The organism is Photobacterium sp., assembly GCF_057456235.1.
Map to the genome: position 1 here is coordinate 232,444 of NZ_JBVCPH010000002.1, position 15,658 is coordinate 248,101.

The 15,658-nt window shown below is 42.7% G+C and carries 9 protein-coding genes and 1 tRNA gene; 7 read left to right on the top strand and 3 right to left on the bottom strand.

The features are described from left to right. Positions 1 to 35 precede the first annotated feature (35 nt). On the top strand, positions 36 to 3,488 hold the full coding sequence (locus AC2204_RS03685) for a hypothetical protein (RefSeq protein ID WP_318924136.1): 3,453 nt from the start codon (positions 36 to 38) through the stop codon (positions 3,486 to 3,488). A gap of 17 nt (positions 3,489 to 3,505) precedes the next feature. Further along, entirely contained in the window at positions 3,506 to 3,931 is a 426-nt protein-coding gene (locus AC2204_RS03690; RefSeq protein WP_318924137.1) for a hypothetical protein, read from the top strand. Between the two features lie 187 nt (positions 3,932 to 4,118). Here AC2204_RS03690 and AC2204_RS03695 read toward each other — a convergent pair whose 3' ends face one another. After that, positions 4,119 to 5,117: a LacI family DNA-binding transcriptional regulator gene (locus tag AC2204_RS03695; RefSeq protein WP_318924138.1), complete on the bottom strand. Its 999-nt coding sequence runs from the start codon at positions 5,115 to 5,117 to the stop codon at positions 4,119 to 4,121. A gap of 687 nt (positions 5,118 to 5,804) precedes the next feature. Between AC2204_RS03695 and AC2204_RS03700 the strand changes: the two genes are divergently transcribed. The 3 genes from AC2204_RS03700 (at position 5,805) to AC2204_RS03710 (ending at position 12,841) form a co-directional block, all read left to right on the top strand. Continuing rightward, complete coding sequence (locus AC2204_RS03700; RefSeq protein ID WP_318924139.1) at positions 5,805 to 7,037, top strand: carbohydrate porin; 1,233 nt, start codon at positions 5,805 to 5,807, stop codon at positions 7,035 to 7,037. A 159-nt stretch (positions 7,038 to 7,196) separates the two neighbouring features. Continuing rightward, positions 7,197 to 10,424 carry a glycoside hydrolase family 3 protein gene (locus tag AC2204_RS03705; protein WP_318924140.1) on the top strand — a complete coding sequence of 1,076 codons (3,228 nt, stop codon included), beginning with the start codon at positions 7,197 to 7,199 and terminating at the stop codon, positions 10,422 to 10,424. A gap of 413 nt (positions 10,425 to 10,837) precedes the next feature. After that, a complete protein-coding gene (locus tag AC2204_RS03710; RefSeq protein ID WP_318924141.1) occupies positions 10,838 to 12,841 on the top strand; it encodes a methyl-accepting chemotaxis protein in 2,004 nt (667 codons plus the stop codon). Between the two features lie 330 nt (positions 12,842 to 13,171). On the opposite strand, the gene AC2204_RS03715 is transcribed toward AC2204_RS03710, so the two are convergent. Next, positions 13,172 to 13,387: a hypothetical protein gene (locus AC2204_RS03715; RefSeq protein ID WP_318924142.1), complete on the bottom strand. Its 216-nt coding sequence runs from the start codon at positions 13,385 to 13,387 to the stop codon at positions 13,172 to 13,174. 234 nt (positions 13,388 to 13,621) lie between these two features. Between AC2204_RS03715 and AC2204_RS03720 the strand changes: the two genes are divergently transcribed. Further along, a tRNA-Ser gene (locus AC2204_RS03720) sits at positions 13,622 to 13,712 on the top strand. 238 nt (positions 13,713 to 13,950) lie between these two features. On the opposite strand, the gene deoD is transcribed toward AC2204_RS03720, so the two are convergent. Continuing rightward, positions 13,951 to 14,658 (bottom strand): purine-nucleoside phosphorylase, encoded by a 708-nt coding sequence (deoD, locus tag AC2204_RS03725; RefSeq protein WP_318924287.1) that lies wholly within the window; start codon positions 14,656 to 14,658, stop codon positions 13,951 to 13,953. Positions 14,659 to 14,825: 167 nt separating this feature from the next. On the opposite strand from deoD, the gene AC2204_RS03730 reads away from it, so the two are divergent. Next, a complete protein-coding gene (locus AC2204_RS03730) occupies positions 14,826 to 15,428 on the top strand; it encodes a Crp/Fnr family transcriptional regulator (RefSeq protein WP_318924143.1) in 603 nt (200 codons plus the stop codon). The last annotated feature ends 230 nt before the right edge of the window (positions 15,429 to 15,658 follow it).

The window sequence follows — 15,658 nt, forward strand, 5'->3', positions numbered from 1 at the left end:
GCTTAAAGAAAGCGCTTACTTTGGTTCAGTTAGTTATGACTACAGAAAACATTAATACTTCATCGGATGATATTTCAGGAAAGTTTGTATCATTAGATGGCGAGAAATACTATGTGATTGAGAATGTCGATCACATGAAGCCTTTTTTCATCAGTGTTGTATCGTCCAGCGATCACTGGTTATTCATTTCATCTACAGGCAGCTTATCTGCCGGTAGAATTATGCCTGAAAACGCCTTGTTCCCTTATAAATCAGTTGATTATATCCATGAGAGCGCTGAAAATACGGGTAGTAAGACAATCGTCAAGGTGTTAACCGAAGAAGGGACCATGCAATGGGAACCGTTCAATGTTCACCACAATGGCCTTTATCATACTCAGCGGAATCTTTATAAGAATGTCGCGGGTGATAAAATTGTTTTTGAAGAAGTTAACTTTGATCTATCGCTGACGTTTAAATATCAGTGGAACACCAGTGATCAATACGGTTTTGTCCGAACATCAACACTGAAAAACCACTCAACGCAACCGGTAAGGCTTGAGTTGGTTGACGGCATTCAAAATATTTTGCCTTCAGGGGCACCGTTGTCGGCATTGCAAGATCGTAGTGCGTTAGTCGATGCTTACAAGTGGAACGAACTACTGCCTGAATCTGCTCTGGCGACGTACAGCATGTATGCCAAGCTAAGTGATCGAGCTGAGCCTGCGGAATCATTACGAGCAACAACGGTGTTCAGTATTGCCGATGGTTGTGAGGCAATCTTACTTTCTAGCGAGCAACTTGGCGCTTTCCGCCGCGGCGAACAAATCGCGAATGAAACACTGCGACGTGGCTTGCGGGGGGCGTATTTTATTTATAAGCATTGTGAACTTGGTGCTGAAGAAGAAAATAGCTGGCAGATCATCGCTGACATCGATAAGACTCATGCTGATATTGTTGATTTAAAACACCACTTGATGTCTGCAGAAGCGGTTAAAAATGATATCAACCGGTCAATTAAAGACAACCACCAGGACCTCTTAATGCTGATGGCTGGCAGTGATGCCTCCCAGAAAACAGCAGAAGAAGAGACCACCGTTCATCACTATGCCAATGTACTGTTTAATAATATGCGTGGCGGTGTCGTGGTCGATCAGTACTGGCTGGATAAGAAAGATTTTGTGCAGACACTGACCAATTCAAACAAAGTCGTCGCATCCAGACATGCCGATTTTTTTGCTGGTTTGCCGGATCGTATCGGTTATGAAGCGCTGATGGCTTTAGCGACAGAGCAAAATGACAAGCAGCTTTTACGCCTTTGTTATGAGTACCTGCCTTTAACATTTGGCCGCCGCCATGGTGATCCGAGCCGCCCGTGGAACCATTTCGAGATTAAAGTAAAAGATACCAACGGTGAGCGATTGCTATCGTATCAGGGAAACTGGCGAGATATTTTCCAGAACTGGGAAGCGCTTGCTGTTAGCTATCCTAATTTCATAAAGTCGTTCATTGCCAAGTTTGTCAATGCATCGACAGTTGATGGCTATAACCCTTACCGAATTACCAAAGAGGGCGTTGACTGGGAAATTTTAGATCCGGAAGACGCATGGAGTAACATTGGTTATTGGGGCGATCACCAGATTATTTATCTGTTGAAGTTTCTTGAGCTGTCAAAAAAATATCAGCCACAGGAACTTAATGAGTTACTAAGCTGTGACATTTTCAGTTATTCGAATGTGCCTTATGAAATTAAGGCTTTTGATGAACTATTTGATGACCCTAAAAATACCGTTGTATTCAACCAAAATAAGCAAGAGCGTATTACTGATTGGGTCGCAGAGTTTGGTAGCGATGGTCGACTGCTGCTGAATGATAATTGCGATGTCTATCTGGTCAACCTGACTGAAAAGCTAATGGTGCCTTTGCTGGCGAAACTGGGCAACCTCGTTGTGGATGGTGGCATTTGGCTTAATACACAACGACCAGAATGGAATGATGCCAACAATGCCATTGTCGGAAATGGCCTGTCGATGGTGACGCTATATTATATGCGTCGCTATGTTGCCTTCTTACAAAATCTGCTGAAAGACAATACGATGAGTCTTGACTTGTCATCAGAATTGGTTGATTGGATTGTTGCTACAACACAGATCTTAAATGAAGTAAAAACCGAGCTAAAACAGAAGAGTATTACCCGACAAACTCGAAAAGCGCTATTGAATAAACTTGCTATTGCTGCAAGTGATTACCGCACTGCCATCTATGAAAATGGCGGGTTCTCCGGGAAGACTCGAATTGACACTGAGTTTATCAATAACCTGCTAGATGTCAGTCTCACGGTTATTGATGCAAGTATCAGTTCTAACCGACGTAAAGATGGTTTGTATAATGCTTATAATATCATCAGCTATTCATCTGAAAGTGCAAACGTTGATGAGCTCTATCCGATGCTTGAGGGGCAGGTTGCGGTATTAAGTTCGGGAGTATTAACACCAGAACAAGCCGTTGCCTTGTTAGATAAACTGTATTCCAGTGATTTATTCCGGGTTGATCAGCAAAGTTTCATGCTCTATCCGGACCGTGACTTAACCAGCTTCGCTAATAAAAACAAGCTGGATGCATCGCGCGTATACGGTAATATTTTGCTGAGAAAAATGGTCCAGAATGGTGATTATCGATTGGTTGAACCTGATACCGAAGGTTTTTACCATTTTAATGCAAATTTCGAAAATGCAGGATTTTTATTAGCTGTACTCAAAGATGTTGAGCGTGATTACAAGGAAACTGATAGCGAAACATTGACGGATGTACTGAATTGCTATGAAGAGGTGTTCAATCATCAGGCATTTACTGGACGTTCAGGCACGATGTTCGGCTATGAAGGACTTGGCTGTATTTATTGGCACATGGTGTCTAAGTTATTGCTTGCCGTTCAGGAAAATTATTTCGCTGCATCGAAGATTGATCCGCATTCTGAAACAACTCAAAAACTGGCTGAATACTATTACAGAGTACGATCAGGGATTGGATTTAATAAAACGCCTGAGAATTACGGCGCGTTCCCGACGGATCCTTATTCGCATACACCTAAACACGCTGGCGCTCAGCAGCCAGGTATGACAGGGCAGGTGAAAGAAGAGATCCTCACTCGATTTGGTGAACTAGGGCTATGCATTGAAGACGGTATGATTCACATCAAACCTTCCTTATTAAGAAAAGCTGAGTTTTTGTCTGCAAGTGCCCGCTTCGATTTCATTAACCTCGATAGCGAGAACGAGACAATTATCTTACCGGAAAATTCACTGGCGTTTACCTACTGCCAAGTTCCTGTTGTCTACCAGGCTCAGGAAGAAGGTGAAGGGCAGATCAAGGTCGTGCTGAATAATAATGAAAGCATTTATCTGTCGGGTATGTATTTGAATACCGAGATGAGCCGTCATCTGTTTTCCCGAACCGGTGAAATTAAAGAGATCACCGTGTCTATTCCGTCATCATTGTTAATGGCCTAGGTACTGCGGGAGCTAATGTGAATAGTCATCTAGTCGAGATGTCTGAATATGATGAGGTGGGCTACTCGCCATTGATTGATTTCCAGTCATGGCGAGTGGCAATACTGAATTATATCGATGAATTAGATGCTGATAAAATTGATAATTTTCAGTGTCATAACGAAACCGATGAGGTGTTTGTCTTGTTGTCAGGAAAGTGCATTCTGTTTTGCGCGGAGCTTGATGACGAACACAATATCATTGATATTTCCACTTGGGATATGGAACCAAATAAAACCTACAATATTAAGCGTGGCGTATACCATACGCATACGCTTAGTGATGATGGCAAGGTTCTGATTGTGGAGAACAGTGATACCAGTGACGGCAATTCCCCCAAAATAATGATTGATGACAGTATTCGCGACAGGTTGGTGAAATTAACATCTGGTTTGTGGGCGTAATTGTTTTCAGTACTCATAAAAGGCAGTTCATCTGCCTTTTATTTATGGGAGAAGCCGAGTCTGTTCGCTCGTTTATTCTTCATTGTCACGGAGAGTGTGGCTTTGATATCGGCCGAATAGCCCGGGGATTGTCCTGATTTGAGGTAAGGTAATGGGGAGAGTTACTTCCCATTACCTATCAACGTTGTTAATTTAATTTCTTAACGGAGTCTCTGATTATCAGCTCTGGTGTCAGTTTACCGTTCAGTGGGTAAGACTCATTATTGAGTAAAGACAGAACTCGTTTCGCGGCTTCTGTTCCCATTTCGCTGACAGGGAAGTTAACAGTAGTGAGCTTAGGGCGAATATGCTGGCTATAAGTGTCGTTATCGAAACCAACAATCGAGATATCGTCCCCCACCGACAGGTTTCTTTCACTGCATACATCATAGGCCGCTAAGGCGATATTATCATTTTGACAGAATATCGCAGTGATCTCGTTATTGCGATCGAGTAATCGCCTGACTGTTTCGTGATTACCTTCATGATCAAAACGGCCTTCGACAATTAAATTCGCATCATACGGAATGCCATATTCAGATAATGCATTCCTGTAGCCCTGTAAACGGTCACGGCTGTCAATTTTACTGAGCTGCCCGGTAATACATGCGATTTTTTCATGTCCATTATCAAGCAAGTACTTAGTGGCGAGATATCCACCTAACTCGTTATCAATGCAGATGCAGTTTTCTGATAATTCAGGAATGTAACGGTTAAGAATAACGGTCGGTGACGTTTCTTTCGCAATTTTAATCAATTCATCATCAGAGAGCATATCGGAATGAATGATCAAGCCATCAACTTGTTTAGACTGTAAAAATCGAATTGAGTCGCTCTCTTTTGTTTTTGATTCCTGACCGCTGGTAACAATTAAATGAAGATTTTTCTGACGAACAGTGTTTTCCGCTGTGTGCATCAAGGGACCATAAAAGGGACCATCCAGAGAGCCAACAAGCATCCCGATACTGTTTGAACGACTCGATGCCAGTGCCTGGGCAAATGCATTTGGTTTATAACCAAGTTGCTCTATGGCTTTAAATACCTTGATCTTATTTTCTTCTTTGACCGTAGGATGTCCATTTAAGGCTCTGGAAACCGTCGCTTGAGAAACCTGGGCAAGTTCGGATACATCTTTAATGGTGATCAACTTTATTTCCTTACGATGATTGTTTTTTGAACGGCTCAAACTCATCTGTTTTGCAGATAAGCAATACAGGTGCTGTCTTACTACGTCAACATCAATATTTTCGGACTCAATAATTCAATTTTGACCGTATCGTGATATTAGTGCAAGCGCTTTCTAGAAGATATGTGATGCTTGAGAGGGGAGTAAAAAAATGCATTTATATCAGCGAACTATAAGCATTATTGCTATCTGATGTTATATGCTGAAACCGGATATATCTCTGATTATAGTAAGTTGATAGAGGAGCCAACGACAAGAATATCGTCACGGTAATCAACAAATGAGAATCCTCTGTGGTAGTGCAGTGATATAACAGATTAATTTAACAATAATATCAATCTCTTAAGTGTAATTTTGGATGGGGTGTGATGATGGTCACATTTGTCAGGAAAGTGATGTTCTTGTTAATATTGTGAATTCGATCTCGTGAAAGCGCTTCCTTTGGTGATTGTGATCACTTTAAATGCAAATGTTTACTCCTATAATCGGTTTTAAAGGTGATTTAGGAGGTTGTTTAATAAGTTTCTCTTATTAATTCTGAATTAATAGTTAGCTTATCAAGCATACTACCCCTTTTTTTTACCTAATTGAGAAAGCGCTTTCTTTCTCAACGTTAATGGAAATACAAATAACAATTTTGGAGTTAGAATGAAATTATCAAACCTTACCCTTGCGTGCCTGTTAGCAACATCAACTTTATCGGCGTCCCATTTTGCTAATGCAGAATCAGACGATTTCGCATTCACTGGCTACGCACGTTATGGTATGCATTATGCGAATAATGGAAACGATTATGTAACCGCTGATGGACAACTTGCCGGTAACGCAGCAGGTCGTTTAGGAAATGAAACTAACGGTGGTGAATTCCAATTTTCTAAAGGTTTTGAAGGTCCCAATGGTACAAAATGGGATGTTGTACTTATGCTTGAAAACTGGTGGAAAATGCCAGGTTCATTAGAAAAAGAAGACTCTAATGGTGATACGTTCACTGATGATGTAGGTAATGGTGACGTCTTCCTGAAAAAATTCTATGCAGGCGCATCTAACGTATTCGCGTCACAGCCAAATGCCTATGTTTGGGCCGGTCGAGATTTCCACCAGCGTCCTCAGGAAGGCCTGAATGACTATTTCTTTATGACTCATGATGGTCAGGGTGCCGGTATCAAAAACCTTGAACTGGGTAACGTAAAATTAAATGTTGCCTTTGTGGCACAAACAGACGGTAGCAGTTGGACTGGCACTGGCGATAACGGTGACTATGCACTTACCACAAAACTACATGATATTAAGCTAGCCGATAACGTTGATCTAAGTATCTTTGCTAATTATGGCTTGTCTTCAGATGACTCAGCTGAAGCTGACATCAAGGCGTATCAAGTCGGTACGATCTTCAACTTTAATGGTAAAAAACTGAGTCTTCGTTACACGGATAACACCGATAACTCTGCATTCAACAAGACAGAAGATTTAAATACGATATATGCCAGTTTCCAAGGTGGTATGTCTTTGGGTGATAGCACTACGCTAGATTACCAGCTTGCTTATCACAACAATGACGGTGCTAATGATGCCGCTGATGATCGTACTAACTACAGTGCGATTGTTCGCCCAATGCATTCTTGGAACGATATCCATTCGACTTGGCTAGAAGCAGGTTACTCTCTGGTTGATTATGACAATGCTGATGAAAATGCAGCATGGAAGGTTACTCTGTCTCAAAACATTGCTATCGGTAAAAATTCTTGGGATCGCCCAATGCTACGTTTTTACGCAACAGTGGGTGATGCCGATAATAAAGTTGCGGGAGATGGTTCAGAAATCATTGGCGATACTACCCGTGACACATTTGCAGTTGGCGCAATGTGGGAAGCTTGGTGGTAAACCAATAATCTCTTCAATGTAAGTTGTCTATGGTATTCACTATTTTCAGCCTGATAGGGCCGAATATTAATTATTAAGCTTTCCGCTTTTGGAGAGCACCGCCAAACAGGTGGTGCTCTCACTTTTCCTTAATAAAAAATTAAAGTAAAGGATTACATAGTGCGTAATAATAAAAAAATACTACCATGTTTAATCGCGCTGGCATTAATTGCAGGGTGCAATGAATCAGATAATAATTCAGTTACCGATTTAACACAGTCTAAAGTCCCCTATTTTGGTGATTGGCCAGTTATTAAAAGTGCCATTCAGAAAAATGAAGTAATTGAAAATAAAATTATTGAAATACTGGTTCAAATGACGCTCGAAGAGAAAGTCGGTCAGATGATCCAGCCTAATCTTCTAGAGGTGACGCCGGAGGAAGCAAAACAGTATAAACTAGGTTCACTGTTAAATGGGGGAGGGGCTTGGCCCGGTGAAAATAAATACGCTACAGCAGAAGACTGGGCAAAAGAGTCAGACAAATATTGGCTTGCACTAGAAGACGCTTTTGCTGGCCGCGGATTTAAAATTCCATTTATGTGGGCAACGGATGCGGTTCACGGTCATAACAACGTTTTCCAAGCGACGGTTTTCCCGCATAACATTGGCTTAGGTGCGGCAAATAACCTAGATTTGATTTATGAAATTGGCAAGGCGACAGCGGAAGAAATTGCAGCAACAGGCCTGGATTGGACATTTGCACCCACGGTGGCCTCACCTCGTGATTACCGCTGGGGACGGGTTTACGAAGGCTACTCAGAAGACCCAGAAATCATTTATCAATACGCAGCTAAGATGGTTGAAGGTATTCAAGGTGGGGCTGACGGTCTGGCTGGCGAGCGAAATGTTATTTCAAATGTGAAGCACTGGGTCGGTGATGGCGGCACTCAAGATGGTGTCGACCGTGGCGAGAACCACTACTCCGAAGACTACCTGCGTAATATTCATGCCACAGGTTATTTCGCCGGGCTCAATGCCGGGGCCCAAGTAGTTATGTCTTCATTTAACTCCTGGCATAACGATGCTAATTACGATCAGGTTGAGGGCGGAGATTATAATAAAAAACTGCATGGCAGTAAGTATCTGATCTCCGATGTTCTTAAAAACAAAATGGGCTTTGACGGTATTGTCGTTACCGACTGGAACGGCCAGAACGAGCTCAATGATTGTAGTGCCTCAAATTGCCCAGCCGCTGTCAATGCAGGCAACGATGTGTTTATGGTTACCGCGAATAGCGACTGGAAGGCATTCTATACCAATGTGATTGCCCAGGTGAATGACGGCACGATTCCTATGGCGCGTATAGATGATGCGGTAAGCCGTATCCTGCGGGTAAAACTGCGTGCTAACTTGTGGGAAAAACCGATGCCCTCTGAGCGAACATTGGCTGGTCAGCAACAGCTGCTGGGCTCTGCAGAGCACCGTGCCCTCGCACGTGAAGCGGTTAGTCAGTCATTGGTATTGTTGAAAAATGAAGGCAGTATTTTGCCTCTATCGAATGATCAGAAAATCTTGATTGCAGGTAGTGCCATCAACAATATTCAGAAACAGACCGGTGGCTGGTCGCTGACCTGGCAGGGTAATGAAAACACCATAGAAGCTGACTTCCCGGGCGCGACAACCATGCAAATGGCGCTGGAGGATGTTGTCGGTAGTGAAAACATCATTACCGATATGAGTGAAGCGACCGAAAATACCGTAGCGGTCGTCGTTATCGGTGAAGACCCTTATGCGGAAATGTTTGGTGATATCAAGTCCAATAAGACATTGGAATTCTCTTCCATTAAGGCTTCTTATAGAGCTGACTTAGATAAAGTCAGAGAATTGAAGGACGCTGGCCTGAAAGTAGTGACCGTGTTCTATTCTGGTCGACCGCTATATGTGAATGAAGAAATCAACAATTCGGATGCCTTTGTTGCGGCATGGTTGCCAGGTACTGAAGCTGGTGGTATTACTGACGTCTTGTTTAACAAAGATGGTAAGGACTTTACAGGTCACTTGTCTTATTCATGGCCGATGAAAAAATGTTCGACCACCATCAACCGTATTGCGCCCAATATTAAGGATTACGTGACTCCGGCACCGGAGCAGGATATTAGCGGTGAGCACAAGCCCCTGTTCCCTTATGGTTATGGTCTGTCTTATAGTTCAACGACAACATCTGAAAATGACTTAAATAACCTCGTTCTCGACCCGCGTGATTATGGTTGTGGCCAGGAAGCCCCAGACAATGGTGTTGCAACATCGAATATGGAAGTGTTCGGTCGTGAATCTTCAGGGGAGTTTGTTGCACGGATCGGCGGTGCAGCAAATGGTTGGGCTGGCCTTGATGTGTCAAACGGTAGTACAACCTCGATTGGTGGTTTAGCTACGAGTCCAATCAACTATAAGCATCAGCAAGATGCTTTGAATGTTGTATTTGATGGCACCGATGTTGCGCAGCTGTACCTTCAGACAGAAGATACAAAGACGGTAGACAAAAATGCCTATTTTAACGCCGATTCCACGTTGCAGTTTGATATCAAAATGATCAAGTCACCGACGGCAGATACGACGCTTGCCATGCACTGTGAGTGGCCATGCCTTGGTGATGTCAAAATCAATAATGTGCTACCGGCCGTTTCGACGGAATGGACAACAATGAAGTTTGCGCTTAGCTGTTTTGCCGAGGAAGGTATGGAGTACTCAATGCTTAATACCCCGTTCCTGCTGACAACAACGGGCGAAATGGCGTTTGATTTAGGCGAAATCCGTTTTGTACCGCGTAGCCTCGATGCAGCCAGCGATGAAGTAGATTGTGCGGCATTAGCAGTACCTGCACTGCCAGCCTTAGATGAGGCTATCTCTTACATTTGGAGCGATACCTGGAGCCCGAGTGTCGGAGTGTGGAGTGCTCATACCGGCAGTGATTGGAGTCCTGCGCCAGATCATGTTTCAACCACAACGACTGTTGATGGTGACGGGGCGACAGTTGTGAATGTCACTTACAATGCGGCCAGTCCTGCAGATGACAAAGCGGTTATTTTCTTGAGCGGTGAAACGCAGAATTTAACGAACTATGTCGAGGCGGGTACTTTAGAGTTTGATCTGTTGGTTACTTCATATGGTGACAATGTTGATGGCTTAGTGATTAAAATGGAGTCATCACAGGAAAATGCAGCGAGTCCTGATTATTCTTTAGGGAATATAGCTACAGGAACATGGACCGCTATTTCAGTGCCTGTCAGCGGCTTAGGTATCGATGACATCGTAGAAAGTGTTGATAAACCTTTGGCGATACTACCAGCATGGGGCAATTCGCAAGCGGGTGTTGAATTTAGCGTTAAGAATGTTCGCTTAGTGAAGTAAAAAACAACAGGTGGAAGGAAGTAACCTTCCACCTGTTCTATTTTTAAATCGCTATCTATACCCAAGTGACCTCAAGATGCTTGTTCAGCGAGAATTTATTGGCTTCTAGGCAAGGCGCTGATTTGAAGACATATTGTTCTACGTTAATAATCAGCAACGCAGCATAGGAGCCAATAAAACTCGCCCTTCGGGAGTGAGTCAGTGTGCCCACTTCTGTGTCAAATGTGTTTGAAAGGGATGGCCATTCCTACACACATTTTCCTTGAATTGAACACGCTGAACTCACTCTGAATCCTGCACCTTGAGGTCACTTGGGTATATATATCCCAACTACTTGAGAGTACATATTTGTATGTCTTTCAGGTGGTTTGGGTATAAATGCCTTTTACCCCAAAATGGAATTCAAGAATATTATGAAAAAAATTCGCCAAACCTCGGTTATTAAACGTATGTATGCCGGGTTTGCATTAATGGTATCACTGCTTGTCGCGACAGTAATATTGATGTTGGATGGAACAACCCGCATTCATAATCAGCTTCAATCTGTAACCTCAGATGCTTTTCCTCTTGTCTCATTGGCTAACCAAACCAGTGTTAGATTATTAGCGGCAGATAAAATATTTAAAGATTTCCTTACCAGCCCAAATGCCGAACGAATGCAAGGCTACGAAGAAAAATTTAGTTTGGCGCATAACGGCTTTAGTTCTGCGCTTGGGAAACTATCTGAAATATCTAAAGACAATCCGGTATTAAATAGCCAGCTAACTGCACTGCTTGCGCTGGAAGATCGTTATTTCTCTGAATCCCAGAAAGCGATGGAAAATTACCGAACTCAGTTAAGTGCTCAGCAAGAGAGACAAAAAGCAGTCCGCCGTTTCCAACACCTGCAAACAGAGTTAAGGGTAGGGATGAAGGAGTACATCAACAACCAGGAAAATATTGCGGTTAAGTTGATGGCAAAAAGTTATTTTATCAAGCTTAAACAGACAGAAACGATCACTTCAGATGCATTGGCCAGTGACAATATAGAAACAATCACCAAAGCGCTTAAAGATAATAAGCGCAGCGTCACCCGGCTCAATTATGCTTATAGGGGACTGATAGCTCAGTTACCGTCGCTTAAGAATACCTTTGATCCTTCTGTAGAACAGTTTACCCGGGATATCGGTAAAAAAGGTGGCGTACTGAATCAGCACTTCAGTTATGTCGAGGCGGGTCACCGTCTGTATGCCAATATTTCTGTGCTTACCAGTGAAGTTGATCAAGCGATGGCTATCCTTGAAACGTTTCGTACTGAAGCCGATAAACTGATGGAAAATGCGATCGAAAGCGCGAATGAGAGCTACATTGACGGCTACACCCAAGCCATCGTCATGGGGGTTTTAGTGACTTTCTTTGCTGTTTTCCTGGGTTGGCTACTGGCGAGAAATGTACGTAAACCGTTAGTTTCTATGCTCAAAACCCTTGAAGCGTTAACGGGGGGGGATATGACCCAGCGAGTGGATGAGCATACGTTTACTGAGTTCAACCAGCTCAGTAATCACATCAATACACTGGCTTCTAATTTGCAGGATATCTTGCGAAAACTCAGTGTGGCCTCGGGCAACTTAGCTCAGGTTGCCGAGCAAAATCAGGCAACAACAACAGAGTCCAAATCGCGTTTGAATGATCAGCGGCAGCAAACGTCATCGGTTGCCACTGCGATGACAGAGATGGAGCAGTCGGTTAAAGATGTCGCTAATAGTGCGCAGAGCTCTATGGCTAAGGTTCATGAAGTTGAAGTTGCAGCTCGAACCGGTAGAGAGGTCATGAGCAGTAATATCTCGACGATCCACCAGCTATCAGAGCGCCTTGATGAATCAGTAACGGTGGTTTCTACGGTTCAGGTGATGAGTAGCGACATTGGCTCGATCTTGGATGTTATTCGCCATATTGCCGATCAAACCAACTTGTTAGCACTGAATGCTGCTATAGAAGCGGCTCGTGCCGGTGAGCAAGGACGGGGTTTTGCGGTTGTCGCCGATGAAGTCAGGGTGCTGGCAAAACGGACGACAGATTCGACAGCAGAGATTGAAAGCATGATTCAAAATTTGCAGCAGAGCTCTGGGCAAGCTTCATCAGTGATGCAAAGTTGTGTCAGGGAAATGCATAAAAGTATCTCCCAGTCATCCGATGCTAACAGCGCGATGGAAGAAATTCAGGGAATTATTATTGAGATCAGCCAGATGAGTAGCCATATAGCGCAGGCGGCTGAAGAGCAAAGCTCAACGTCCAATATGATAGCCCGCAGTCTCGAGGATATCAGTCATATAGCCGATGCCAATTATTTATCAATGGAGCAGGTTGCGGAAGTGAGCGGCAGACTAGATGAACTCGCCCATGAACAAAATGGCTTAGTGAATCGGTTTACAGTTTAGTGAATGACTTAAGTCTTGAGCGTGATGTGGTCGATGTACTGAATAATCAGGATCTAGGCTGTTATGTAAGAATGCCCGCTCGATCCATTCAGACCCTGACCATTGATTAATATCACTTTAGTTTATAGTAAAGAGCGCAAGACTGATAATTTCACAACCTTGCTCGGGATCTGACCTGTTTCCGACCGTGAAGAAATATTTAAAATATATTAAATCATTTAGTTAAGGTGTTTTTTGCGCTTTTTTCCTGAGCTGATAACGTCAAAAATATGTAAGCGCTTACGATAAAAGTAAAAGTTAAGGCCATATTCATAGCCTTAACTTTTACTTCTACTTACGTTCAGAACAGATCAGGCCGTACCATTGTGCATCGATACAAATACCTTTGACGGCTTTTTCATTGCTCACAACTTCGCAGCGATGGGTCACTTGTTTCAGTTTGCATGCTTGTTGTACATCATTCAGAGTTGGTGTAGAACTTTGTGCTGCTATTGTTGGAGGTAAAAACATCAACAATGCAACAGACATTGAAATTAACCATTTCATATAAAACTCCTCTATTATCGCCATTGTAACCAACGATAATTATAGACCTAGCTTCTGTACCACGATTCTCAATTCTGAGGTGAAGTGAATCTGCCTTATTCTGACTTTAAACCGCATGTTGTGATTGATAGTTGAGCAATCTATGGAAAAATAGCAAATATTGATTATCTGTTGAGCACTTGAGCTTGGAAGGTCTTTACAGCTTTTATTCAGCAGCGTATTATTCGCCGCACTGGAGAGATGGCTGAGTGGTTGAAAGCACCGGTCTTGAAAACCGGCATACGTTTATAGCGTATCTAGGGTTCAAATCCCTATCTCTCCGCCACATTCTAAAAAGCCAGCTTAATTGCTGGCTTTTTTTCATCTGTTACTTGAGAAAGAGACAGATAGAGAAAGGCGCAGATCTGTCTTTTTTACTCGTAAACAGGGTCGACTTCAGGCGTAACAGAACCTCCACTTTTAGCAATCATCAGTGATCCTAAAATAATAATCTATAGATCTGAATCTTAAATAAAAATCGTTGTTCGGACTTGAACTCAGGTATAAATTAATTCTCATTCTTTCTATTTAATCGAAGTTTCTAACGCAAGTTCCATCATTTGGTTGAAAGTGGTTTGACGATCAGCAGAGCTTATCTTTTCACCTGTGATGATATGGTCTGAAACGGTTAACATGCTCAATGCCTGTACTCTATTTTGTGCTGCGATCGTAAATAATGCCGCTGATTCCATATCCAAAGCCAATATGTTCATTTTAAGTAAGGCCGGTAGCAGGGCTTCAGGATCCTCGTAAAAAAAATCATTGGTAAAAATGTTACCGTAACGAACTGGTACGTCTTGCATATCTGCAGTTTGCCAGCAAGCTTTTAGTAATTCAAAGTCCGGAACTGCAGCGTAATCATAGCCAGCAAAACGCGCCCTGTTCATCGCATTCCCTGTACTAGCTCCATTGGGTACAATGATATCACGCAAGGAAATATCGCTTGCAACACCACCGCAACTGCCTATACGGATCAGTTTTTTGGCACCAAACTCTTTGATAAGTTCATTGGCATAAATCGCCATCGACGGGGTTCCCATACCGTGAGCCATCACAGATATTTCTTGCCCTTTATACTCTCCGGTATAGCCAAGCATGTTACGCACATCACACACTTGTTTGGCATTGCTCAAATATGTTTGGGCAATGTATTTTGCTCTAAGCGGATCGCCTGGCATCAATATCGTTTCTGCAAAATCACCACGATTAGCATTAATATGAGGAGTCATAATATCACCTTAGTTAGTCTCAATGGCTGCAATATAATTGACACGAAGGGCATAGTATTAGGACAATTGTCTGGTTATGGCCGATATAGCTCTCAGTTTTGGATAAAATATTCACCATGAAGTCAATAAATCAGATAATAAAGCATGGATATCAGCTGTTCTGTCAATCGATGGAAAGACACAACTTAGCGACAAAAATATTCCAGCCAGATCAATACCTTTTACGTCAAGGGCAACAGATCACCGAGCTGTATTGGGTTGATATTGGCCAGTTTTCGATAGTCTATACGGCTCAGAATTCTAGGCGTTATAGTCTTGGCCTTAACTTTGTTGATAACCATCTTTTTGGCGAAGATGAATTCTTGACCAGTAGTCCCTGTCAGTTTGACGTACAAGCAAGTGAAGTGATTGAAGCTAAAATCATTCCTGTCTTTGTTATGACGGAGATTCTTCAGCAAGATCCCAAGATTGCGATATGGCTAAGTAGTTCTATGTCAGAACGCTATCAAGATGGGATGGCAAACACTATGAACCGATTCCTATGTCCACTGTTGTTTAATATAGCTTGGGATATTTACCAGCGTCATATCGGAACTAAACCAACGGTTAATTATTCCCTGGTGTATAAAGAAGCGGAGCGGTTTGGTACATCAGAGCGGGTGTACCGGCGAGTAGTGAAGCAATTAATTGAGATGCAACTGATCATTAAGAGCGATAACCAGCTTCTAGTGAACGATTTAGATAAGTTACATAGATTCATTCAGCAACCTTAACACTGTAGTACCAGTCAAATCCTCCTATCTTCTTACATTCGGTACGAAAAAAAGGGCTTATTAGCGCGAGTGAACGCTTCAAAAATTCGCTGCTCAAGTCCACATCTTCTAGTTGATGATGATATTTGGTAATGAAAAGTAGTTCATTGACGTCGTAATATTTTCGTTTTATTAGCGTGACTAAAAATGATTACCGATATAAAGAATAAACATGGTTGCTGTCAGAAACT